The organism is Qipengyuania benthica (genome assembly GCF_030717865.1).
Taxonomy (GTDB): Bacteria; Pseudomonadota; Alphaproteobacteria; order Sphingomonadales; family Sphingomonadaceae; genus Qipengyuania; species Qipengyuania benthica.
This window is the reverse complement of sequence record NZ_JAVAIL010000008.1, coordinates 1-22,023: the sequence shown is the minus strand read 5'-3', so window position 1 is coordinate 22,023 and position 22,023 is coordinate 1. Positions and strand designations below refer to the sequence as shown.

At 64.4% G+C, this 22,023-nt stretch carries 20 protein-coding genes and 1 pseudogene; 14 read left to right on the top strand and 7 right to left on the bottom strand.

Annotation, left to right across the window (positions count from 1 at the left end):
* Nucleotides 1-817: 817 nt before the first annotated feature.
* On the bottom strand, nucleotides 818-2,026 hold the full coding sequence (locus Q9K01_RS15255) for a GAF domain-containing sensor histidine kinase (RefSeq protein WP_305930988.1): 1,209 nt from the start codon (nucleotides 2,024-2,026) through the stop codon (nucleotides 818-820).
* Nucleotides 2,027-2,318: 292 nt separating this feature from the next.
* On the opposite strand from Q9K01_RS15255, the gene Q9K01_RS15250 reads away from it, so the two are divergent.
* From Q9K01_RS15250 to Q9K01_RS15215, 8 genes are all read left to right on the top strand, one after another.
* Nucleotides 2,319-3,740 (top strand): DEAD/DEAH box helicase, encoded by a 1,422-nt coding sequence (locus Q9K01_RS15250; protein WP_305930987.1) that lies wholly within the window; start codon nucleotides 2,319-2,321, stop codon nucleotides 3,738-3,740.
* 94 nt (nucleotides 3,741-3,834) lie between these two features.
* Nucleotides 3,835-5,199: a glutathione-disulfide reductase gene (gene gorA, locus Q9K01_RS15245; protein ID WP_305930986.1), complete on the top strand. Its 1,365-nt coding sequence runs from the start codon at nucleotides 3,835-3,837 to the stop codon at nucleotides 5,197-5,199.
* A gap of 130 nt (nucleotides 5,200-5,329) precedes the next feature.
* Nucleotides 5,330-5,896: a TspO/MBR family protein gene (locus tag Q9K01_RS15240; protein WP_305930985.1), complete on the top strand. Its 567-nt coding sequence runs from the start codon at nucleotides 5,330-5,332 to the stop codon at nucleotides 5,894-5,896.
* 44 nt (nucleotides 5,897-5,940) lie between these two features.
* Nucleotides 5,941-6,186, top strand: a complete 246-nt coding sequence (locus tag Q9K01_RS15235; RefSeq protein WP_305930984.1) for an accessory factor UbiK family protein — start codon at nucleotides 5,941-5,943, stop codon at nucleotides 6,184-6,186.
* Nucleotides 6,187-6,288: 102 nt separating this feature from the next.
* Nucleotides 6,289-6,522 carry a hypothetical protein gene (locus tag Q9K01_RS15230; RefSeq protein WP_305930983.1) on the top strand — a complete coding sequence of 78 codons (234 nt, stop codon included), beginning with the start codon at nucleotides 6,289-6,291 and terminating at the stop codon, nucleotides 6,520-6,522.
* Nucleotides 6,523-6,550: 28 nt separating this feature from the next.
* Complete coding sequence (gene recO / locus Q9K01_RS15225) at nucleotides 6,551-7,180, top strand: DNA repair protein RecO (protein ID WP_305930982.1); 630 nt, start codon at nucleotides 6,551-6,553, stop codon at nucleotides 7,178-7,180.
* A 25-nt stretch (nucleotides 7,181-7,205) separates the two neighbouring features.
* The gene (gene leuB, locus Q9K01_RS15220) at nucleotides 7,206-8,276 is read left to right on the top strand and encodes a 3-isopropylmalate dehydrogenase (protein ID WP_305930981.1); all 1,071 of its coding nucleotides are present in this window, start codon (nucleotides 7,206-7,208) and stop codon (nucleotides 8,274-8,276) included.
* A 32-nt stretch (nucleotides 8,277-8,308) separates the two neighbouring features.
* Entirely contained in the window at nucleotides 8,309-9,439 is a 1,131-nt protein-coding gene (locus tag Q9K01_RS15215; RefSeq protein WP_305930980.1) for a glycosyltransferase, read from the top strand.
* Between the two features lie 12 nt (nucleotides 9,440-9,451).
* On the opposite strand, the gene Q9K01_RS15210 is transcribed toward Q9K01_RS15215, so the two are convergent.
* A complete protein-coding gene (locus Q9K01_RS15210) occupies nucleotides 9,452-10,738 on the bottom strand; it encodes a phospholipid carrier-dependent glycosyltransferase (protein ID WP_305930979.1) in 1,287 nt (428 codons plus the stop codon).
* Between the two features lie 213 nt (nucleotides 10,739-10,951).
* Between Q9K01_RS15210 and Q9K01_RS15205 the strand changes: the two genes are divergently transcribed.
* On the top strand, nucleotides 10,952-11,170 hold the full coding sequence (locus tag Q9K01_RS15205) for a hypothetical protein (protein ID WP_305930978.1): 219 nt from the start codon (nucleotides 10,952-10,954) through the stop codon (nucleotides 11,168-11,170).
* 105 nt (nucleotides 11,171-11,275) lie between these two features.
* On the top strand, nucleotides 11,276-12,481 hold the full coding sequence (locus tag Q9K01_RS15200) for a trans-sulfuration enzyme family protein (RefSeq protein WP_305930977.1): 1,206 nt from the start codon (nucleotides 11,276-11,278) through the stop codon (nucleotides 12,479-12,481).
* 23 nt (nucleotides 12,482-12,504) lie between these two features.
* Here Q9K01_RS15200 and Q9K01_RS15430 read toward each other — a convergent pair.
* Nucleotides 12,505-12,913, bottom strand: a pseudogene (locus Q9K01_RS15430) (DUF6628 family protein).
* Between the two features lie 221 nt (nucleotides 12,914-13,134).
* On the opposite strand from Q9K01_RS15430, the gene apaG reads away from it, so the two are divergent.
* Entirely contained in the window at nucleotides 13,135-13,533 is a 399-nt protein-coding gene (gene apaG / locus Q9K01_RS15190; RefSeq protein WP_305930975.1) for a Co2+/Mg2+ efflux protein ApaG, read from the top strand.
* 40 nt (nucleotides 13,534-13,573) lie between these two features.
* Here the strand turns inward: apaG and Q9K01_RS15185 are convergent, their stop codons facing one another.
* Nucleotides 13,574-15,112, bottom strand: coding sequence for a Ppx/GppA phosphatase family protein (locus Q9K01_RS15185; RefSeq protein ID WP_305930974.1), 1,539 nt, complete (start codon nucleotides 15,110-15,112; stop codon nucleotides 13,574-13,576).
* Nucleotides 15,109-17,292, bottom strand: coding sequence for an RNA degradosome polyphosphate kinase (locus tag Q9K01_RS15180; RefSeq protein WP_305930973.1), 2,184 nt, complete (start codon nucleotides 17,290-17,292; stop codon nucleotides 15,109-15,111). The genes Q9K01_RS15185 and Q9K01_RS15180 overlap by 4 nt, the downstream gene beginning before the upstream one ends.
* Before the next feature lie 164 nt (nucleotides 17,293-17,456).
* On the opposite strand from Q9K01_RS15180, the gene Q9K01_RS15175 reads away from it, so the two are divergent.
* Nucleotides 17,457-18,260 (top strand): LysR substrate-binding domain-containing protein, encoded by an 804-nt coding sequence (locus Q9K01_RS15175; protein ID WP_305930972.1) that lies wholly within the window; start codon nucleotides 17,457-17,459, stop codon nucleotides 18,258-18,260.
* Between the two features lie 151 nt (nucleotides 18,261-18,411).
* Here Q9K01_RS15175 and Q9K01_RS15170 read toward each other — a convergent pair whose 3' ends face one another.
* Together Q9K01_RS15170 and Q9K01_RS15165 are read right to left on the bottom strand one after the other, a co-directional pair.
* The gene (locus Q9K01_RS15170) at nucleotides 18,412-19,236 is read right to left on the bottom strand and encodes a hypothetical protein (protein ID WP_305930971.1); all 825 of its coding nucleotides are present in this window, start codon (nucleotides 19,234-19,236) and stop codon (nucleotides 18,412-18,414) included.
* Between the two features lie 234 nt (nucleotides 19,237-19,470).
* Nucleotides 19,471-19,632 (bottom strand): hypothetical protein, encoded by a 162-nt coding sequence (locus Q9K01_RS15165; protein WP_305930970.1) that lies wholly within the window; start codon nucleotides 19,630-19,632, stop codon nucleotides 19,471-19,473.
* A gap of 204 nt (nucleotides 19,633-19,836) precedes the next feature.
* Between Q9K01_RS15165 and Q9K01_RS15160 the strand changes: the two genes are divergently transcribed.
* Complete coding sequence (locus Q9K01_RS15160; RefSeq protein WP_305930969.1) at nucleotides 19,837-21,249, top strand: AAA family ATPase; 1,413 nt, start codon at nucleotides 19,837-19,839, stop codon at nucleotides 21,247-21,249.
* Nucleotides 21,246-22,023, top strand: a 778-nt coding sequence (locus Q9K01_RS15155; protein WP_305930968.1) for a DUF4435 domain-containing protein, incomplete at its 3' end; no start/stop codon positions are given. The genes Q9K01_RS15160 and Q9K01_RS15155, both read left to right, overlap by 4 nt.

Genomic DNA, 22,023 nt, shown 5'->3' with positions numbered 1-22,023 from the left:
AGACGAAGCGCACGCCAGCCTCTTTGGACAACCGGATTCGCTGCAGCGAGTTGATTTCTGTCATTGCACCAATCTAGCGACTTTGAAGCCTCTGACAACGACAGGCCATAAAGAGTGATTATGCCGCAAACCCTTTCCTGTTGGTCACAGTCTGATACCCCGTAGACTACGAGCCATTTCATTGATCTTATTGGCTTTTTCTTAACCGGGCATCTGGGTCCACACATGGGCCGTTAGCCGACAGGCTGCTTTTTTCCTATCGGCGGCATAGGCTACCTGTCCGCTTCTGAGAAAGCCAAGGCGGCGCTTTAATAGCGACAATTGGGTGGGAAGCTGACATTTGAGGTCAGCACCCTAGTGGAGAGGCTGAGTATCTCAAGCGGCGTTTAATCAGAACTATTTTGCTGCCTACATTGCAGTCGGTAACATAGGGTGCTTCGGTTAATACCGTTTGGATTGTCCCGTCGGGTAATTCGACAGTGAGCACCGGATCGTCTCCGAACCCATCGGGACTGCTTCCAATTCGGAGGATGCGGCCTTCTACGTTAGACGATGGGCCAGCTTGGAGGGCAACGAGCACAAGCGCCAAACATCCGAAGACAATTAGCAATGCAATCTTTCCTGACCAGTCGTATCGGATGCGATGCCAGATGCTATCCATCTGTCGAGGATGAGCCATATTCGGGACGGCTGCAACTGGGTCGCTTGCGGACCGTCCGCTTTTTAGGGAAGCCCGGCAGTAGCTGCCAGTCTGCTTTTCGACGGTTGGCGAGGCAGCCCATGGACCGAAATCGGGCGGTAGCGAACTCAGCAGGCTTTAGTCAGCGAGACCCTGTCGGGAAGGGTGCCCATCCTGGGTGAGCGGCATCCGAAAGGCAAACGTCGTCTCCCCATCTGCCGAACTGGCTTTCAAGCTGCCGCCGTGAGCCGTGGCGATCTGGGAGCAGATGTAGAGGCCGAGCCCGAGCCCTTGCAGGCTCGATCTCATCTCGCCGCGAGAGAATGGCAGGAAGAGCTTCTCCATGGCATCCCGGGGGATCGGATCGCCCTTGTTGATCGATTGGAAGACCAGCACGCCCTCTTCAATATCGAGCGTGACATCGATGGCTTGGCCGGGATCGCCGTGCATCAAGGCGTTGCCGATGAGATTGGAAAAGATCTGCGCGAGGCGGCCGTGGTCGGCTTCCACCTTTTCCTGGATGCGGATTTCCGCGAGAATCACCCTGTCGGGGTGGCTCGCCCGGAACTCCGAGACCACTTGCCGGAGCGTGTCCGCAATGTTCTTCGAAGAGCGGTCGAGCGTCAGTCCGCCGCCCAGCCGGCCCCGCGCAAAGTCCATCACGTTGTCGATCAGCCCGGCCATTCTCGAAACGCTGCCTTCGATCATGCCGACGACGGATTCGCCGCGCTCGCTCAGCGGTTCCTGCCTGAGAATTCGCATTCCGGCCTCGACACCGGCCACGGGGTTGCGCAGGTCGTGCCCCAGAACGGCGATGAACTGTTCGCGCAGGGCCGCTGTTTCCTGTTCATCGAGCAGCGCCGTGCTTGTCCGTTCCACGGAGCGCGCCGCCTCGACATGGTAACCGATCATATCGGCGAACAGCTCGAACATGCCGAGGATCTTGGCTTGGCTGACCTGTGCAGGCTTGGGCGAGATCGCACAAAGAGTGCCGAAAAAACTGCGATTCGACAGGATGATCGGCACCGAGATATAGCTTTTCAGCCCGTAGGTCTTCGGCGTGTGGTGCGTGCAATAGACAGGGTCATTATCGACATCGTCGATCACCACCGCGGTCCGATGGTCGCGGATCTCGTTGCAGATGGTGGAGCCGACGTCGAGCTCGCCGCCGGGTTCCAGACCGAAATCGATCTCGTCGCGCACACCGCAGGCGATCCAGCGATCTTCGGTTACGCGCGCCACGGCGGCAAAGCCCATCCCCGTGGACTGGCAAACCACCTCCAGGATCGAAGGGACGGCGGCGATGGCGCCGACAAGGTTGACGTCATTGGAAAACCGGGAATCCATCGAACGACCATCTACATCGTACGGAAGGATAAGTCACGGCGCAGTCTTGGACATCCCCGGCACGAAACAAATTGACTTTCCCGCGCAACTTCCCCACATGGCTTTCCATCGAGGTGCGCGCCCGCGTGAAGCGGTAGGCCAGACAGAGCCTTCCCCGGCAGCCCTTCGGTTCTCCCCAAAGACTTCCCTTTTCACGCGGGTCGTTTTGACACCCGCGACGCGCGTGGATTCCGTCTGGACTCCGTCCCGGCTCTGCGCGCGCGCCGCATATTGACGAGTTTACAGACACATTATGACACAGACTTCCGACCAGCCCGTCCAGTTCTCCGATCTGGGGCTTTCGCAGCCCGTTCTCCAGGCGCTCGACCTGCAGGGCTACACCACTCCGACCCCGATCCAGGCGCAGGCGATCCCGCCCGTGCTCGAAGGGCGCGACCTGATGGGCATCGCCCAGACCGGCACCGGCAAGACCGCCGCCTTCATGCTCCCGAGCATCGACCGGCTGCGCGCCGCCGACAACCAGACGCCGTTCAAATCCTGCCGCATGCTGATCCTCGCGCCGACGCGCGAACTGGCCGGGCAGATCGCCCAGTCGGCCAAGGATTACGGCGCGCTGGCCGGGCTCAAGGTCCATTCCATCGTCGGCGGGACCTCGGTCAACAAGGACCGCAACAAGCTCCACCGCGGCACCGACATCCTCGTCGCCACGCCGGGCCGGCTGCTCGACCTGATCGACCAGAAGGCGATTGGCCTCGGCAGCGTCGAGATCCTCATCCTCGACGAGGCCGACCAGATGCTCGACCTCGGCTTCATCCACGCGCTGCGCAAGATCAGCGAGCTGGTCCCCAAGGAGCGCCAGACGCTGTTCTTCTCGGCCACCATGCCCAAGGCGATCAAGGAACTGGTCGGCAAATATTGCCGCAACCCGGTCCAGGTCTCGGTCACCCCCGAAAGCACCACCGCCGAGCGGATCGACCAGTATCTGTTCATGGTCCAGCAGGAAGAGAAGCAGTCGCTGCTCGAGCTGATCCTGTCGGGCCGGCACCAGATCCCCGGCAAGATCGAACGCGTGCTCGTGTTCGCGCGCACCAAGCACGGCTGCGACCGGGTGGTGAAGAAGCTGGCGCAGGTCGGCATCCACGCCAATGCGATCCACGGCAACAAGAGCCAGCCGCAGCGCGAACGCGCGCTCGACGAGTTCAAGCGCGCCAAGACCCCGGTGCTGGTGGCGACCGATGTCGCCGCGCGCGGGATCGACATCCCCGGCGTCAGCCACGTGATCAATTACGAACTGCCCAATGTGCCCGAGCAATATGTCCACCGCATCGGCCGTACCGCACGCGCCGGGGCCGACGGCATCGCCATCGCGATGTGCGCCGAGGACGAGCGCGCCTATCTGAAAGACATCCGCAAGGTCACCGATGCCGAGTTCGAGCGCCTGCCGTTGCCGGACAATTTCCGCGCGGTGGTCGAAGGCGTCGGCCCGACCAAGCGCGAGCACCAGCAGAAGCAGGGCCGTGCGCAGGTCACTCCGGCGCGCGGCAGCCAGCCGGGCAAGAAGCATCCCTCGCGCGCCGGCAAGCCGCGCCGCGACGGTGATGGCGCAAGCCGGGGCGGCAATAGCGGCGGCGGTCAGGGCCGTTCGGGCGGAAGCTCGGGCGGCGGTCAGAACCGCAACCGCAGCCGCGGCGGACGCAGCCAGACTGCCCGCTGACGCCTGAGGCAGCTCCTGCACGGGCCCTCACACGGGGTTGCTCACATACCCGATGAAAGCCATAGCGCGCGCTCCCCCACCAAGGAGCGCGCGCGTGGTCTTTCAATCTTCCGACGACTATGATTACGACCTGTTCACCATCGGCGCGGGCTCGGGCGGCGTGCGCGCCAGCCGCGTCGCCGCGGCGCATGGCGCGAAGGTCGCGATCGCCGAGGAACACCGCGTCGGCGGCACCTGCGTCATCCGCGGCTGCGTCCCCAAGAAGATGCTCGTCTACGGCGCGCATTTCGCCGAGGATCTGGAGGACTGCCAGCGGTTCGGCTGGGAAATCGAGGGCAAGCGCTTCAACTGGAAGACGCTGCGCGACAACGTCCTCGACGACGTCGCCCGGCTCGAAGGCGCCTACACCGATACGCTCGAAAACCACGATGTGACGATCTTCAAGCAGCGCGCCGAGATCACCGGCCCGCACGAGATCACGCTGGCGAGCGGCAGGGTCGTGACCGCGAACCACATCCTGATCGCCACCGGCGCCCGCCCGCGGATGCCCGAATGCCAGGGCGCCGAACACGCGATCAGCTCGAACGAGGCGTTTCACCTCGACGAATTGCCCAAGAAGATCATCATCGCGGGCGGCGGCTATATCGCCAACGAATTCGCGGGCATCTTCAACGAATTCGGCTGCGACGTGCATATCGTCAATCGCGGCGATCGCCTGCTGCGCAGCTACGACGAGGCGGTGCGCGACCGCCTGCTGCAGATCTCGACCACCAAGGGGATCACCTTCCGCTTCAACACCACCTTCGAATACATCAAGCCCTGCGACGAGGGCGGCTTCTACGTGAAGCTGTCCGATGGCGAGGAGGAGAAAGCCGATCTGGTGATGTTCGCCGTCGGGCGCATCCCGAACACCGAAGGCCTCGGGCTCGACAAGGCAGGGGTCGAACTGGGCGAGGGCGGCGAGATCGTGGTCGATCGCTTCAGCAAGACCAATGTCGATCACATCTACGCGGTGGGCGATGTCACCGACCGCGTCCAGCTCACCCCGGTCGCCATCCGCGAGGGGCAGGCGTTCGCCGATACCGTCTTCGGCGGGCACGATCCCGTCGCGGTGGACCATTCCTGCATCCCCAGCGCGGTGTTCAGCCATCCGCCGATCGCCGCGGTGGGCATGACCGAGGGCGAGGCCAAGAACAGGCTCGGCAGCGTCAAGGTCTATCTGTCCGATTTCCGCCCGATGAAGAACGTGCTGGCGGGGCGCAACGAGCGCAGCCTCATCAAGATGGTCTGCGACGGCGACAGCGGCAAGATCGTCGGCATCCACATGATCGCGCCCGATGCGCCCGAGATGATGCAGGCGGCGGCGATCGCGGTGAAGGCGGGGCTGACCAAGGCCGATTTCGACGCCACCACCGCGATCCACCCGACCATGGCCGAGGAACTGGTGCTGATGCGTTGAGCGCGCGCTTCGTTTCGCTTCCCGACCTCCCCCGGCACCGCAGCGCTCGCGCTCGCCGATTGCCATGCGCGCGCGCGCAGGCTTTAACGCCGGGGCAAGACAACGAATCGGTTTATCGGGGATTGATTGCATGAACATGCTGGCTTCGCGCGGACAGTTGCGCGCGAGTTTCATCCGTTGGGCGCTGTTCACCGTCCCGCTGATCGTGCTGCTAGGATTTCTTTCAGGGCAATCGGCGGGTGCGGACAGCGCCTGGTTCGCCGGTCTCGACAAGCCCGCAATCTATCCGCCGCCTGCCGCCTTCGGGATCGTCTGGACGATTCTCTACGTGATCATCGGGCTGGCGGTCGCGGTGGTCTGCGCCGCCTGGGGCGCGCGCGGGCGGACGCTGGCGCTGGTCGTTTTCGCAATCCACTTCGTCTTCAATCTCGCCTGGACCCCGGTATTCTTCGGGATGCAGCAGATCGCCGGCGGGCTGGTGGTGATCGCGCTGATGGCGCTGACGCTGCTGGCGGTGGTGGTGCTGTTCTGGCGGGTGCGCCGGATCGCCGGGCTGCTGATGCTGCCCTATCTGGCTTGGGTGCTGTTCGCTCTCGCGCTCAACTTCCAGTTCCTGCAGCTCAACCCCGACGCCGATGGCGGTACGGGCGGCGGCACAGGCGATGGCGCGATCGAGCGGGTGCGGATCGGCGCCTGACGGACCCTCTGGACAATCGCTTCGCGCGCGCCCATCTCCGCGCCATGCAAAGCCAGAACCCGCTCATCGCCGATTTCGTCAAACTGGCCAATTCGGCCGCCGGGACCTTTGCGGGGATGACCCGCGAGGCGCGCGAGTCCGCGCGCGAACGCGCCAAGGAAGCCTTCGGGGGGATGGATTTCGTCACCCGCGAGGAATTCGATGCGGTCAAGACGATGGCGAGCAAGGCGCGCGAGGAGAACGAGAAGCTCGCCGCGCGGGTGGCTGCGCTCGAAGCCAAGCATAGCTGATCCCGCCTCCTGCGCGCGGCAGCGCAGGATGAGCCGAATCTCGCGCAATATCCGGAACCGGACGCCCGCTGGTGCGTCACGCTTTGCGAAAGGCGTCGCACCATGTTCACACAGCTCGATCCCCCGATTCCGCTCCACGTGCTGGGGAAGGGAGACGGCTTCGCCCTCGGCGTGATCGATTACGGTCAGGAACACAATCTGCTCTGGGTCACCGCGATCAGCGAAACCGGCGAGATCTGGTGCGCACCCAATCCCGAAGTGCGGATGCAGGCCAATTGGAGCATGGGCCGCACCGCCAATCTTGCCTCCAAGGCCTCCAAAGAAGCGTTGGCCTGACGCAGCCGCCGCGCTAGTTGCGTGGGGGATGCAACTTCGCGCCCCCGCCATCCTCGTCGCCGCGCGACCGCATGGCGAGACCGCAGTGATCGCCCGGGTGATGACCCAGGACGCCGGGCTGGTCGCCGCCTATGTCGCCGGCGGGCGCGGGCGCCAGCTGCGCCCCGTGGTGATTCCCGGCAATGCAGTGATGGCCGATATCCGCGCCAAATCCGACAGCCAGTTGCCGTTTGCGCGGATCGAGCTCACCGCCAGCCGCGGTCCGTGGCTGAGCGAGCCGCTGCCCGCAGCGGCGATCGCATGGACCTGCGCGCTGACCGCCACCGCGCTTCCCGAACGCCAGCCCTATCCGCGCGTCTATTCGGCGCTGTCGGCACTGCTCGACGCGATCTGCGCCGCACCCTCGGCGCGTGGCTGGGTCGCGGCGCTGGTGGCCTACGAGACGCTGCTGCTGCGCGAAATGGGTTATGGAGGTCCGGAGAACGAAAGCGGTGAGCGGCCCGAGATAGCCGATCTTGCGGCGGGGCTGGAAATTCTCGATCGGCTCGAACGCCCGGTGGGCCGATACCTGATTGCCGATGCCCGCGCCGACGTTATGGCTGCCCGCAGGCAGTTGCGCGAGCGGCTGGCTCGTATGGATAGCCGGTCTGCTGGCTGACCACCGGTGGGGGAGAGCTGATACCATGAAGATCGCTTTGTTGCCCGGCGACGGGATCGGACCCGAGGTCGTCGCGGCGGCGCGCCGTGTCCTCGACGCGTTGGCGCTGCCCGGGCTGGTGCTGTTCGAGGGCGATGTCGGCATGGCGGCCTATCGCCGCCACGGCCATCCGCTCCCCGCCGAGACGCTGGAGATGGCGCGAGCCGCCGATGCGGTGCTGTTCGGCGCAGTCGGCGATCCCGAAGGCGACAATCTGCCGCGCGAGCATCGGCCCGAAGCGGCGATTCTGGGTCTGCGCGCCGAACTGGGTCTGTTCGCCAATCTGCGCCCTGCCGCCGGCTGGCCCGGCCTCGAACATCTCTCGCCGCTGAGGCCCGAACTGGCGCGCGGGATCGACCTGCTGGTGGTCCGCGAACTGAACGGCGATGTCTATTTCGGCGCCAAGGGCGAGCGCACCAATGCCGCGGGCGAGCGCGAAGGCTGGGACTCGATGTCCTATTGCGAAAGCGAGGTCCGTCGCATCGCGCACACCGCCTTCGCCGCTGCGGGCAAGCGGCGCGGTCGCGTTACCAGCGTCGACAAGGCCAATGTCCTCGAGACCAGCCGGATCTGGCGCGAGACGGTGGTCGAGGTCGCGCGCGATTATCCCGATATCCGTCTCGACCATCTCTATGTCGACAATGCCGCCATGCAGATGGTCCGCGCGCCGGGCCAGTTCGATGTGATCCTGACCGGCAATCTGTTCGGCGATATCCTGTCGGATCAGGCGAGCGCAGTCGTTGGCTCGATTGGGCTGCTCCCAAGCGCCAGCCTCGGCGAACGGACCACCGGGCACGGCACCTTCGGCCTCTACGAACCGATCCACGGCAGCGCGCCCGATATCGCCGGACACGGCAAGGCCAACCCGCTCGCCGCTATCCTCAGCCTCGCCATGCTGCTGCGCCATTCGCTCGGCCGCGAGGCGGATGCGGGGCGAATCGAGCGCGCGGTGGCCAAGACGCTGGGAGACGGCGTGCTGGGCGCCGATCTGGGCGGCACGGCCTCGACCGAGCAGATCGCCGCTGCGGTGGTTAGCAATCTGCTAAGCATATCTTGAGATTTTTCGGCTAACCGGACTGGACGATGGAGATGACACGGCCCGCACAGGTATCGACCCGCTCGACCATCGCGCCGCTCGATCTTGCCATCATCCTGCCCACGCTCAACGAACGCGACAATCTTGCGCCGCTGGTCGAACGGATCGAGCGGGCGCTGGGCCCGGCGGGCTGGGAAGTTCTGATCGTCGACGACAATTCCGCCGATGGCACCGCGGAAGAGGCGCGGCGGCTGGCGCTGGTCGATCCGAGGGTGCGCGTGATCCAGAGGATCGGGCGCCGCGGTCTGTCTTCCGCCGCGATCGAGGGGTTCTGCGCCACCGCCGCGCCCTTCGCGGCGGTGATGGACGCCGATCACCAGCACGACCCCCAATTGCTGGTCGCCATGCTCGAAGCGGTTCGCGCGGGCGAGGCGGATGTGGCGGTGGCGAGCCGCTTTGCCGAAGGGGCGAGCACGCAGGAGTGGGGTCGCCCGGACCGCGAAAAGCTCTCGGGTATGGCCAACACGCTCGCGCGCAAGCTCACCGGGGTCGAACTCAGCGATCCGATGAGCGGCTATTTCCTGCTGCGCACCGAAACCGCGCGCCAACTCGCGCCCCGGCTGTCGGCAATCGGCTTCAAGATCCTGCTCGATCTGCTCGCCACCAGCGAGCGGACTCTCACGGTGAAGGATTTTCCGATGAATTTCTCCGCACGCCGTTCGGGCGAATCCAAACTCGATCGCGCCATCGCCTTCGATTTCCTCGCCGGTCTCTACGACAAGAGTTTCGGGCGGCTGATCCCGACCCGCTTTGCCATGTTCGGCACCGTCGGGGCGCTGGGCGTGCTGGTCCACATGGCGATCCTCTATCTGTTCCTGCTGGTCGCGAGCACGAATTTCTCCTGGAGCCAGGCGATCGCCACCTTCGGGGCGATGACCTTCAATTTCTGGCTCAACAATTTTCTCACCTATCGCGACCGGCGGCTGACCGAGGCCGGGGCGGTGTTCCGCGGCTGGCTCAGCTTCATCGCCGCCTGTTCGGTGGGCGCCTTCGCCAATGTCGCGGTGGCGACCACGCTGTTCGACCGAGGCCTGCACGAAGTGGCCGCCGCGCTGGTCGGGATCGCGATCGGCTCGGTGTGGAACTATGCGCTTTCGAGCCGCTTCGTCTGGGGCCGCTATTGAGGCTAGGGCCGGTCAGCGCCAGCCCGGCAGCCAGGCCCACTGCAGGAAGGCCATCTCGCCCGCCAGCGGCGCGGCGCTGAGGATCGGATAGAAGTAGACGAAGAAACCGAGGCTCCCGGCCAGCGGCGCCAGCGCGAGCCAGCGCCACCCGGCCCGCCACAGCGCATCCAGCGCAAGTGCCAGTGCCGCGAGCAGGAACATGCTCGGCAGCAGGTAATGGTAATAGAACTGCACCGGCTTGTCGGCGACGATCCAGAACCCCAGCGTCAGCGCATAGAGCCCGACCACCGCCAGCGCCGCGCCGTCGCGCCGGGCGATCCCGCGCCAGCCTGCCCAGACCAGCGCGGGCAGCCCCAGCAGCATGGTCAGCGGATTGCCGATCAGCAGAATGCCGCGCTGCGCCCCGTCGACGACCTCGTAGAGATACCAGATCCCGCGCGCGTTGAGCACCCATTGCAGCCACTGGCTCGAATAGGGGTGCGGCTGGACTACGCCGGACTGCATTCCTCTCATCTGCAGATGAAGGTCGACCAGCCCGGCGGGTCCGGTGGTGCTGCCGATCGCCCCGCTCTGGAACCAGAAGGCGGGCAGATAGGTGGCGGCATAGATCGCCAGCGGCACCAGCCCGAGCCACAGCGCCGCCTCGACCAGCGTGATCCCGGGCACCGGCGCGCCGCGGCGGCTGAGCAGCAGGCGGCGGCGCCCGGCCATGGCGCGCATCGCCAGGAACATCAGACCGGGGACCGGCGCCAGTACCAGTGCGTTCCACTTTGCCGCCATCGCCAGCCCCAGCGCCACCCCCGCCAGCGCCAGGCGGCGGCGCCCCGTCTCGGGTTCGCGCATCGCGCCCGCGCCCTGCCAGAAGGCGAGCGCGAGGAAGGCGAGGCAGAACACGTCGAGCATCGGGATGCGCGCGTGGACGAACAGCAGGAAGCCGGTTGCCAGCAGCACGCCATAGGCCAGCGTGGCGAAGCGGCTCAGCGTCGCATGCCACAGCGCGCGCATCGCGGCGTAGAGCGCCAGCGCTCCCATCAGCGTCGGCACCAGCCGCCAGCCCCACGGATTGTCGCCCAGGAGGCCGATCCCCAGCGCCAGCAATTGCTTGCCCAGCAGCGGATGCTCGCGATTGGTGAATTCGCCCAGCGCCAGCAGCTCGCGCGCCGCGGGGACGTAGTGGACCTCGTCGAAATAGGGGGTGCCGGGAATGGCGAGGCGAATCAGGCAGACCAGCCAAAACGCGAGCGTGAGCGCAAGGCACCAGGCGCGCGGATCGTGGTCGGGCCTGGCGGAATCCGTCATCGCGAGCGGGAGTAAATGGCGGGCGGCGAGCATTCAAGTGGTTAAAGAACCACAATTTCGTCCCGCCTGCGGCTCGCTTGGCAGAAACACAGTTTCGCCACGATCCTGTCATGCTATAGCGCTAGCAAGTCGCCAAGGCCAAGGCGGGGGCCGAGTGACGCGAGTCGCGACCGTTGAATTCCGTCAATTCGAATGCAAACGTGGAGTTCCACAATGAAAAAGACTGCAACAGTTCTTGGTGCTGCCGCCGCCGCTGCGATGATCGCTGCGCCGGTTGCCGCTGCCGAGCGTTATTCGGCTCCGGTCGATGGCGAAAGCGAAATTGGCCTCGGCGGTTCCGGTGCCATCATCGGCGTGATCGCGGCTGCAGCCGTGATCCTCGGTATCATCCTCATCACCGATGACGATGACGACGAAGCCGTCAGCCCGTAAGATTTCGCGCTGAAGAAACATGGGGGCGGAGAGGCGACTCTCCGCCCCTTTTTCGTGGCCGGAGCTGCTTGCCGCCACGCGGCGCGCTGCCTAGACAGGCGCGCGATGAAAAAGACCACCGGAACCGACCGCTCGATCACCCGCAACTGGCGCCCCGCGACGCAGGCCGTGCGCGGGGGCACCTGGCGCTCCGAACATGGCGAGACCAGCGAGGCGCTGTTCCTCACCTCGGGCTACACCTACCCCGATGCCGCCACCCCCGCCGCGCGCTTCGCCGGCGACGAGCAGGGGATGACCTATTCGCGGCTGCAGAACCCCACCGTCGCCATGCTGGAAGAGCGCATCGCGCTGATGGAAGGCGCCGAGGCCTGCCGCGCGCAGGCGAGCGGGATGGCGGCGATGACCGCGGCTCTGCTGTGCCAACTCGAGACCGGCGACCACGTCGTCGCCGCGCGCGCCGCCTTCGGTTCCTGCCGCTGGCTGGTGGACAATCTGCTGCCCAAGTTCGGGATCGAGACCACCGTGATCGACAGCGCGGTCGATGCGGAATGGGAAAAGGCGATCCGCCCGAACACCAAGGTGTTTTTCTTCGAGACCCCCGCCAATCCCACGCTCGACGTGGTCGATCTCGCCTATGTCTGCGGGCTCGCGAAAGCGCATGGCATCACCACCGTCGTCGACAACGCCTTCGCCACCAGCGCGCTGCAGCGACCGATGGAATTCGGCGCCGACGTGGTGGCCTACAGCGCCACCAAGCTGATGGACGGGCAGGGCAGGGTGCTCGCGGGCGCGGTCTGCGGCACCAGCGAATGGATCGAGGAAGTGCTGCTCCCGTTCCAGCGCAACACCGGCCCCAATTGCGCGCCGTTCAACGCCTGGGTGGTGCTCAAGGGGCTGGAGACGCTGAGCCTGCGCGCGCATCGCCAGAGCGAGAACGCGCTCGAACTCGGCCGTTTCATCGAGCCCCGCGTCCCCCGCGTGCTCCACCCCGGGCTTGCCAGCCATCCCCGCCACGAATTGGCGGCGCGGCAAATGGACGCCTTCGGCCCGATCTTCGCCTTCGATGTCGGCGACCGCGCAAAGGCCTTCGCGTTGCTCGATGCGCTCGAACTGGTCGATATCTCGAACAATATCGGCGATGCGCGCAGCCTGATGTGCCACCCCGCCAGCACCACCCACGCCGGCATGAGCGCGGAGGCCCGCGCCGAGATGGGGGTCACCGAAGGGCTGCTGCGGATCAATGTCGGGCTGGAGGATATCGCCGACGTGACCGAAGACCTCGATCGCGCGCTGAGCGCCGCAGGGTTCTAGCGTCGCAGCCCCTGCGCCGCGCGCTAGCGCCGCCAGCCGTTGCGCAGGGCGATCCGTTCGAGTTCGCGCCCCAGCGCCCGTGCGGTCGAAAGCGCGGTGGTGCAGGGCGCGTCGTCGGTCAGCGCGGCGTGCAGATCCAGCCCGCCGCCGCCGATCATCTCCATCAGCAGACCCGCGCGTCATCCCGGCGGCGCAGCAGGGCGCCAGCAGGATCCGCCGCCGCGAAGTCCGCGCCAGTTCGAGCACCAGCGCGCGCGCCACCACCAGCAGCTTGGGGAAACCCGGTCCGGCGGCATCCATCGCCAGCATAGCGGCGCGCGAATCATTGAGCCCGTGCCCCGCCATCCGCCGGATCAGCACCAGCCCCAGCGTGGTCGCCCGCCGCGCGGGGAGGGGCAGGTCGAGAGTGGTCGAATCGTGCGAGTGGGCCATGCGATCTCCTTGCGTTCCGTCCCGCCATTTTATGCTACTGCAAATCATTCGCAAGCAATAATGGCGCTCCTTCGGGTTCTCGCGGGTGGATTGGCCCGGCTCGAACGCGCGCAACTGTGCTTTTCGAACGGGTTGCGGGGAGGGCACGCAGCCATTCCGACTCCGTTTCGATCCTCACCACCCCTTGTCGCCCGCGCCACAGACGCTACCTTGGGTGGGTGATGAAAGCGCTCTTCCCCCATGCCGCGATGTCGCACGGAATTACCGTCCGGGTCGCGGCCAGTTTCCTGCCCGAGCAGTCGCAACCCGAAGCCGCGCGCTGGTTCTGGACCTATCACGTCCGGATCGAGAACGGTTCGGACGAGACCGTGCAATTGCGCAGCCGCCACTGGCGGATCACCGACGGTCGCGGCGGGGTGGGCATCGTCGAGGGCGAGGGGGTGGTGGGCGAGCAGCCGGTGCTCGCTCCCGGGCAGTCGCACGATTACGTCTCGGGCTGCCCGCTCGATACGCCGCATGGCTCGATGGAAGGCTTCTACACCTTCGAGACCGCCGATGGCTCGCCGCTCGAGGTGCGGATTCCCTTCTTCCCGCTCGCCGCTCCGGCCACCGCCAACTGAGCCTGCCGACGCAGGTACACGGCGGCCGGCTGCGTAAGGCTCAGTCCTCCGGTTCGACCTTCCCGATTTTCACCTTGGGCTCCAGCTCGAGAAAAGCGGCCAGGATTTCGAGATCCTTGGTCACCGGATAATTGCCCAGCGGCGCGCGGCTCGGATCGAGCCGCAGGATCAGGCGGCGCTTCTTGCGGATCAGTGCGCTGCTGAGCATCGAGACCCGCGAGGCCGCGCCCAGCCGGCGCGCCAGCTTGAACCCGAGCCCCCAGGTCACCGCTTCGCGCAGATCCTCGTCTTCGGCGAGGCTGCGCAGCCGGTCGGGGATGGCGCTGCGTCCCATGCTGCCGATCAGCGCCGCGCAGATCATCGCCCGGTCGCGCGCATCGCAACCGATCCAGCGCTTGTCGAGCGCCCATTCGAGAGCGTGGTTGTAGCGCAGGTTGGGCTCGACCCGGTGCAGCGCGGCCGCGAGCTGGGCGCTCGCCAGCCGCAGCCGCTCATTGCCCTGGCTGCGGCCCCCGCTGCTCCCCCCACTGCGCCCTTGGCCATCGGCCAGCTCGACGCTCCACGCCGCCAGCATCGCGGCATGGGTAATCGAGGCGCCGTGCATCTCAGCGAAATCGGCGACGCCTGCCAGCAGCGGGTCCTTGGTCCGCTGCAGATCGTCGAGCCGTGCAAACAGCAGCCCCTCGCGCAGACCCCATGACGAGAAGATCAGTTCCTCTGGCTGCAATTCCTCGAGCAGCGGGCGCAGCATGGCGGCGGCGTCGGGGAGATAGCCGGCGCGCATCGCGCTGATCCCCGACATTTCCGCCAGCTTCTCGGGCGAGGCGCTCATCGCTTCGGCCGCGAGTTTGTCGGCGGTTGCGATGTCGAGCCGGTAGCCATGCGGATCGGTGAGCGGGAAATCGCGCTTGCGCATCGCATAGGCGGCGAAGGCGCGCCAGGTGCCGCCCACCATGTAGAGCGGGCCGGGATGCGCGGCAGCCCAGCCGGCACCGGCGAGTTCGGTGCGCACCGTCTTGTCGAATTTCTTGTCCGATCCGGCGCGCAGCGCGGGCAGCCGCAGCGTCCCCAGCGGCAGGCTGGTGGCATGGTGGCTCTTGCCCTCGGCGATCGAGACCAGCTCCAGGCTGCCGCCGCCCAGATCGGCGACCACGCCATGTGCGCCGGGGAAGGCGCCGATGCTGCCCTGAGCGGCGGCTTCGGCTTCTTCCTCGCCCGAGAGCAGGCGCGGTGCGAGTCCGAGATCGGCGACCCTGGCGAGGAACTCGGCGCCATTGGAGGCCTCGCGCGCGGCGGCGGTGGCGACGGTCTGGACATCCTCGATGTCGAGATCCTCTATCAGCAGCGCGAAGCGCGCCAGCGCCCCCAGCGCCTCTGCGGCGGCCTCATCGGGGATTTCGCCGCTGGCGGAAAGATCGCGGCCCAGCCGGGCGGCGACCTTCTCGTTCCACACCACCCGCGGCGCACGCGGCGAGCCTTCGTAGATCACCAGCCGCACGGTGTTGGAGCCGATGTCGATCACCGCGCTCGGGGCGTGGACGATGCGCCGTTCGCGGCGGATTTTTCCGTTTTTGCTCACGCTTTGTCCTGATCCTTGAGTTTGAGCCTGGGCACCGCATCGGCTTCCAGCGCGGCACCGCGGCCCGATAGCGAGGGATTGCTCATGAAATACTGATGGCAGTTGAAGCCGGCCGCATCCTCGCCCCCATCGCCGTCGGTTTCGCGCATCCGCTCGTATTGTCCATTGGGGTGCAGCTCCCAGCTTTGCTCGGTGTCGAGCATATTGGCCAGCATGACCTGCCCCAGCACCTGGTCGTGGACGGTCTTGTTGGTGATCGGCACCAGCACCTCGACCCGGCGGTCGAGATTGCGGCTCATCGCGTCGGCGGAGGTGATGAAGACCTCGGCCTGCCGGCTGGGCAGATCCTTGCCATTGGCGAAGCACCAGATCCGGCTGTGCTCGAGGAAGCGCCCGATGATCGACTTGACCTGGATGTTCTCCGACAGGCCCGGCAGCCCGGCGCGCAACGAACAGATCCCGCGCACCACCATGCGGATTTCCACCCCCGCCTGGCTCGCCTCGTAGAGCTTGTCGATCATCGGCATATTGGTGATCGAATTGAGCTTGACCCAGATACCCGCCGGCTTGCCCGCGCGCGCATGGGCGATCTCGCGATCGATCAGAGCGAACAGCCGCGTTTTGAGATCGAGGGGCGAGACCGCGATCTTCTCTACCCCGGTGGGCTCGACATAGCCGGTGACGTAGTTGAACAGCTTGCCGGCGTCGCGCCCGAGCGCCGGATCGGCGGTGAAGAAGCTGAGATCGGTGTAGATCTTGGCGTTGATCGGGTGGTAGTTGCCGGTCCCGAAATGGCAGTAGGTGCGGTAGCCGTCCTCCTCGCGCCGCACCACCAGGCTGACCTTGGCGTGGGTCTTCAACTCCATGAAGCCGTAGATCACCTGGACGCCCGCGCGTTCGAGTTCGCTGGCCCAGCGGATGTTGCGCTCCTCGTCGAAGCGCGCCTTCAATTCGACCACCGCGGTGACCGCCTTGCCGTTGTGTGCGGCATCGATCAGCGCCGCGATCACCGGCGACTGGTCGCCCGCGCGATAGAGCGTCTGCTTGATCGAGACGACGTTGGGATCGGTAGCCGCCTGGCGCAGGAAATCGACCACCACCTCGAAGCTTTCGTAGGGGTGATGGACCACGATGTCCTTGGCCTTGATCGCCGAGAAACAATCGCCGTCGTGCTCGAGGATGCGTTCGGGGAAGCGCGGGCTGAACGGCGGAAACTTGAGATCGGGGCGCGGTTCGCGGCAGATCGCTTTCAGATCGCGCAGGCCCAGCATCCCGCCGGTCTTGACCACCATCGCGCTGTCGACGTTGAACTCCTCGCGCAGCAGCAGTTCGGCCTGCGGGTCGCAATCGTCGTCGAGCTCGAGCAGCACCGCGCGGCCGCGGCGGCGGCGCTGGATCGCGGTGCGGTAATAGCGCACCAGATCCTCGGCCTCTTCCTCGACCTCGATATCGCTGTCGCGCAGCATCCGGAACAGCCCGTCGCCCAGGATCTTGAATCCGGGGAAGATCTCGCGCGCGAAATGGACGATCAGCTTCTCGATCGCGACATAGACCGCCTGCTCGCCGGGTACCCTGACGAAGCGCGGCGCGGCGCCCGGGATCAGCACCATCTCCATCAGATCGAGCTTGGGTTTGGCGCGCTTGAGCCGGAACAGCGCGCCCATCCCCATATTCTGGACGAAGGGGAAGGGGTGCGCGGGATCGATCGCCTGCGGGGTGATCAGCGGCAGGATGTCGGTGGTGAAATAGGTTTCCAGCCAGGCCTGCTGCTCGGCGTCGAGTTCGGCGATGTCGGCGATCAATATGCCTTCGCCGCGCAGCAGATCGCGCAGCGTCTCGAGGCTGGCCTGCTGGCGATCCTCCACCGCGAGCACCTGTTCGCGGATCGCGTCGAGCTGCTGGCGCGGCGAGCGGCCGTCGATCCCGGTGGTCTCGATCCCGCGCTGCATCTGCCCCTCGAGCCCGGCGATGCGGACCATGGTGAACTCGTCGAGATTGCTCGCGGAAATCGACAGGAAGCGTAAGCGCTCGAGCAGCGGATAGCGCGCGTTCTCGCTCTCGGCGAGCACCCGGCGGTTGAAGCTCAGCCAGCTCAGCTCGCGATTGACGTAGCGCTCGGCGGGCGAATCGTAAGTGGGTCCGGATTCGGGTTTAGGCGCGATTGTCTCGGGCGCGTTCATCGCAGCTTGGGGCTCCTCTCGTTGCGGCGGCGCTGGTAACGGCCCGCGCCGCGCCGCGCCAGCATGGCAACACAGCGGTCACGAAGCGGTTACACTAGGCGCGGGCGAGCGGGAACCCACACCCGCTTGTACTCACTGGCACCTCTGCCTAGACGGGGCGCACCATGAAGCGCACCCATCTGCCCCTCAACGCCCTGCGCGTTTACGACGCCGCCGCGCGGCACCTCAGCTTCACCCGCGCCGCGGACGAGCTGGCGGTCACCCCCGCCGCGGTCGGCCAGCAGATCCGCGCGCTCGAGGATCACCTCGGCACCGTCCTGTTCCGCCGCACCAGCAAGGGGCTCGAGCTGACCGAGGAGGGCGGCGCCGGGCTCGACGCGCTGCGCGAAGGTTTCCTCAAATTCGAGGAGAGCGTCCAGGCGATGCAGGCGGGGCAGGCGAGCGACCGCTATACCATCGCCGCGCCGCGCGAATTCTACGCGCAGTGGCTCGCCCCCCGGCTCGCCGCCTTCGCCGCCGAATACCCCGACGTCCGCTTTTCCTTCGTCGCCGACGAGCTGGCCGATTTTACCGAGGCCAATCTCGATTGCGCGGTGCGGCTGGTCGACGGGCCGGGCGAGCTGGAGGGCGTGGAACTCGCCCCCGCCGCGCGCGTCACCGTCGCCAAGCCTGCAACCGGCAAGGGGAAGCCCCCCGAGCGCTGGATCGACTGGGGCGTCGGCCTGCCCGAGGGCGCGGAGCCGCATGTCGCGGTCTCCAACGCCGGGCAGGCGCTGTCGAGCGCGCTCGCCGGGCTGGGCCGCGCGGTGCTGCCCGAACTGCTGGTCAAGGATGCGATCGAGGACGGGCGGCTCGAAGTGCTCGAAGGCCCCGAACCCGGCCGCCGCGCCTATTGGCTGGTCGCGCCGCTCCCGCAGTGGCGGACGCGCAAGGTCAAGAACCTGGTGGATTTTCTCAAGGCGGAGTGATTTTGCGCTGGGGTTGAGCTTGCGGGAGTTTGTTTGTTTTCCGCAAGCGCATCCGCGCTCGCGATATCCTCGGCCCTTGCGGGCCTGCGGGCGGGCGGTCGCCCTTGCGGACCCTGCGGGTCCGTTCTCCGGACCAAGCCAGACGGCTTAGTTAGGCTCCGCCGCTACTCTCCTCCTCCTCCTCCCCAGCGCCCGCATCCCCGCCCCAGTCTCCCTCCGCGAGGATCTTCGCGTTGGCGGCGCGGCGCACGCGCATGTCGTCGATGAAGGCGTCGATGCGGTCGAACACCTCCTGCTCGTCCTCCTGCTCCTCGGCGGCGATCTGGGCGAGCACCTCGGCGCGGATGCTTTCGTAGATCGGATGGCCGGGCTTGAGATTGTGCACCCCGTAGCGATTGGGCAGCCGGTGCTGGAGCAGGAAGCGCAGCAGCGCGTTGTCGGGCTTGTCCCAATGGCCGAGGATTTCGCCGCCCGAGACGATCGGGGTGCGCGTGCCGCTCATCGCGCGTTCGAGCGCGACATCCTCCAGCCGCTGCACCCCGCGCTCCAGCGCCGCGTCCCAGGCTGCGGAAAACCCTTCCGCGCCGCGGCGGTGGCGCAGCTTGTAGAGCGCCTCGAGACTGCGCCCGACATGCCGCGCCGCCTGCTTGACCACCCCGGTGGCGGCGAGATGCGCGATAAAGCCCCGCTGCACCTCCGGCGTAATCGACCGCGCCCGCGGCACCGCGTGGATATAGGGGGTGAAGGAGAGCAGCGGATCGTCATCCCCCGGCAACGGCCCGACGAAAGCGACCGCGGAGGTAGCCTGCCGCGGCACCCGCCGCAGGTTCACCGTCCCCGCCGCACTCTGCCGCGCCCGGTCGGATTCGGGACCGGAAGGCGAGGGCGCCCCATCACCATCGTCCCACCCGAAATCCTCCCCGTCCAAAGGAGGGGGAGGGGGACCACCGAAGGTGGTGGAGGGGTCATGCGTCATGGGTAAGCCTCCCCGGCAAGGGAGAAGTAAGACCACCAGCGGCGGTCGAGGAAAGTCGCGTCATAGAACGTCCTCCGAGGCGAGCGCAGGCACGACGCCGCAGGCGTCGCAAGGCCGACCGGCCGCCGGCCGGTCAGGCCGTAGCCAAGGAGCGCGGATGCGCTCCGCCCGGCGCTTGAGGGACGAAAGCAAAAACTAATGATGTAGGAAAACGGTTTTTCGCCGCGCCCTACCTCAACCCAACACCCCCCAGATCAGCGCCAGCAGGACGAAGCCGACCAGCCCTGCGATAAAGATCGCCCGGTTGCGCCGCTTGGTAAGGATGATCTCCGCCCCGCGCGCCTTGTCGGCATCGATGCGGATGGGCTGTTCGGGGCTGCGGTCGGGTCGGGTCATGGTGGCTCTCCTTACGCGGGCAACGGATGGAGGGCGGGGGAGGGTTCCCGATTGGGGGAGGGGGGCGGCACGGGCGGGCTATGGAGGTTTAGCGCAGGCACTTATTCGTCAGAAGGCGGATGAGCTTGCGGTGACAGATGTCAGAAACGCCTTTACGGAGGCTTGTTCGTCCTCCAAAACATACGAAGCAGGGGAATATCACTTATGAGAACGCCGAAAGAATTTCATGTACTTGGCCTCTTTGGAATAAGTGATGTTCGTATAAAAATTCCAGGCTCTAGCTTGGTCCTTGTTGGACCAAACGGAATCGGTAAAAGTACCGTTTCGAATATATTCTATTTTTTCATTTCGCGTCAATGGAACCGGCTAGCAGAATATAAATTTTCATCTGTAGCCTTAATCTTTGACGACGGACAGGAAATTACTGCCGCGAGAGAAGATATAACCGGTCTCTCGCAGATCGACAATGCGCTGAATAGGCTGCACCCAGACTCACGGTTTTTCGGATATATAGACAAGCTACGATCCGAGGGATTGCTTGAAGAGTTCGTTGCTAAAGGGCGAAACTCATTGGCTTTGCGGCGGAGGGTTGCTGAAGTTTTAGAGGTTTCTCCGGACGAGGCACGAAATGTGGTTATGCTGCTTCGGCGAAGGATATTTGTTGAGGAAGATGATGTAAGTCTATTTAGCAAACCTAGGATCGAAGTTGAAAAGAAGCTTTCCGCTATTTTTAACGGCCGGACTCTATATCTCCCAACTTTTCGTAGAATCGAAAAAGACATAAAAGATATCTTTCCTGACTATGAGCAGAGGATAAGGTCGTCCGAGTCATCTTTGACATCGCCTAGATCAGCCCCCCACTATATCGATCTAGTTAGCTTTGGAATGGAAGATGTTCGGAAGAGTATAAACAAGAAGCTTAGGTTTCTACGTGATTATTCCCTCACTCAATTTAACGAACTGTCCGGACTCTACCTGAGGGATGTCATTCGAGGGAAGGCGCATGAGTATTCGCATAAGGAAATATCCTCGCTTGACGATGATAGGCTTTCAGTAATTCTTGGCCGCGTTAGCGAACAGGTTCTTTCGCAACGAGACAAAGATCTTTTGCGAGATAAGATCGTAGGACTTAAGTCGAGGAAGGCGGGGCCAACGGAATTGAATGAGTCTTACCTTGCTCATTATTTTACCCGGCTGATGGGTGTAAGCTCTGATATTTCTAAGCAGGAAGCAGATATAGTTAGCTTCTGTGATGTCTGTAATGAATACCTACGGCCGAGCAAGGAAATGGTTTACAACGACTCACGGTTCACCGTAGAAATCGTTGACGCCGGTGGTCGTCCGATAGATCTGAGCGTACTCTCGTCGGGTGAGAAACAAGTCGTTTCATTGTTTGCGCATCTGTATCTTGATGAAAGTTCTGACCAGATCGTCGTGATCGACGAGCCGGAGCTCTCCTTATCGGTTCCGTGGCAAAAACGGTTCATCGCTGACATTGCGGAGAGTCCCCACTGCCGCTTTGTTTTCGCGGTGACCCACAGCCCGTTTATTTATGAAAAGCTCCCCAAAAATTCAGCCGTTGATCTTCGGCGCTACATATCGAGCGTTGCCGCATGAAGTCGCTCGAGTTTGGAGACTATGCAGCGTACTTACTCGAGCAGGGTGCCAGTGAGAACGCGACTTTGCACGAATTCGGTATTCTATGGGAGCCTGGTGGTAGTAGTCTGCACGTTTTTGTAGAGGGAGATGATGACGCGGTCTTCTACCTCCCAGAGGTGCGGCGCCGCGCTCATGCACGATCCATCCAGTTGCACGTCTGCAACGGCAAGCCCAAACTTCGTATCATTAGAGAAGAAGTTCTAACCCTGACCGGGAATTCTGAACGTTGCTTGTTTTTTACAGACCGGGATTTTGACGATTATCTGGGGACGCAAATCACCCCTGATCTATCAACTTATGTGACGGACTATTACGCTATAGAGAATCATGTCTGCTCATCTGGATCATTAGAGATATTGTTGAGTGATTTTTTTCGGATTTCCAGGGCGGACCCCTTATTCGATCACATTCTCCAAGGTTACTCAAGATTAGAGGAGGTATTCGCCTCGAAAATGTTGGCGCTTATGTCGTGGGTGGTCGCATTCCGTGAGGCTAGCGGCCGTCCGAACTTGTCCAACTGTAACAAACTTGATAAGGTTATTCGCCTCACAATTCCGGATCAAGTAGATTTTTGCGAGCGCGGATTTTCTAGATTTAAAATCCAAATTGGGGCCGTTGAAAATCCCGTGCCTCTTGCTCGTTTGCTCTATTGGCGGCGCAGATTCTCGAATGATGAGATCGATCTCTGGATACGTGGAAAGTACAAGAAGTGGTTTTTCCGGAAGGCTGTTC

Bases quoted from the DNA above. Each gene is read 5' to 3' on its own strand.
- Q9K01_RS15210 (WP_305930979.1), bottom strand. From the start codon at position 10,738: ATGACGGATTCCGCCAGGCCCGACCACGATCCGCGCGCCTGGTGCCTT.
- recO (WP_305930982.1), top strand. From the start codon at position 6,551: ATGCAACTTCGCGCCCCCGCCATCCTCGTCGCCGCGCGACCGCATGGC.
- Q9K01_RS15175 (WP_305930972.1), top strand. From the start codon at position 17,457: ATGAAGCGCACCCATCTGCCCCTCAACGCCCTGCGCGTTTACGACGCC.
- Q9K01_RS15160 (WP_305930969.1), top strand. From the start codon at position 19,837: ATGAGAACGCCGAAAGAATTTCATGTACTTGGCCTCTTTGGAATAAGT.
- Q9K01_RS15230 (WP_305930983.1), top strand. From the start codon at position 6,289: ATGTTCACACAGCTCGATCCCCCGATTCCGCTCCACGTGCTGGGGAAG.
- apaG (WP_305930975.1), top strand. From the start codon at position 13,135: ATGAAAGCGCTCTTCCCCCATGCCGCGATGTCGCACGGAATTACCGTC.
- Q9K01_RS15215 (WP_305930980.1), top strand. From the start codon at position 8,309: ATGACACGGCCCGCACAGGTATCGACCCGCTCGACCATCGCGCCGCTC.
- Q9K01_RS15255 (WP_305930988.1), bottom strand. From the start codon at position 2,026: ATGGATTCCCGGTTTTCCAATGACGTCAACCTTGTCGGCGCCATCGCC.
- Q9K01_RS15235 (WP_305930984.1), top strand. From the start codon at position 5,941: ATGCAAAGCCAGAACCCGCTCATCGCCGATTTCGTCAAACTGGCCAAT.
- Q9K01_RS15250 (WP_305930987.1), top strand. From the start codon at position 2,319: ATGACACAGACTTCCGACCAGCCCGTCCAGTTCTCCGATCTGGGGCTT.
- leuB (WP_305930981.1), top strand. From the start codon at position 7,206: ATGAAGATCGCTTTGTTGCCCGGCGACGGGATCGGACCCGAGGTCGTC.
- Q9K01_RS15200 (WP_305930977.1), top strand. From the start codon at position 11,276: ATGAAAAAGACCACCGGAACCGACCGCTCGATCACCCGCAACTGGCGC.
- Q9K01_RS15205 (WP_305930978.1), top strand. From the start codon at position 10,952: ATGAAAAAGACTGCAACAGTTCTTGGTGCTGCCGCCGCCGCTGCGATG.
- Q9K01_RS15240 (WP_305930985.1), top strand. From the start codon at position 5,330: ATGAACATGCTGGCTTCGCGCGGACAGTTGCGCGCGAGTTTCATCCGT.
- Q9K01_RS15165 (WP_305930970.1), bottom strand. From the start codon at position 19,632: ATGACCCGACCCGACCGCAGCCCCGAACAGCCCATCCGCATCGATGCC.
- Q9K01_RS15180 (WP_305930973.1), bottom strand. From the start codon at position 17,292: ATGAACGCGCCCGAGACAATCGCGCCTAAACCCGAATCCGGACCCACT.
- Q9K01_RS15170 (WP_305930971.1), bottom strand. From the start codon at position 19,236: ATGACGCATGACCCCTCCACCACCTTCGGTGGTCCCCCTCCCCCTCCT.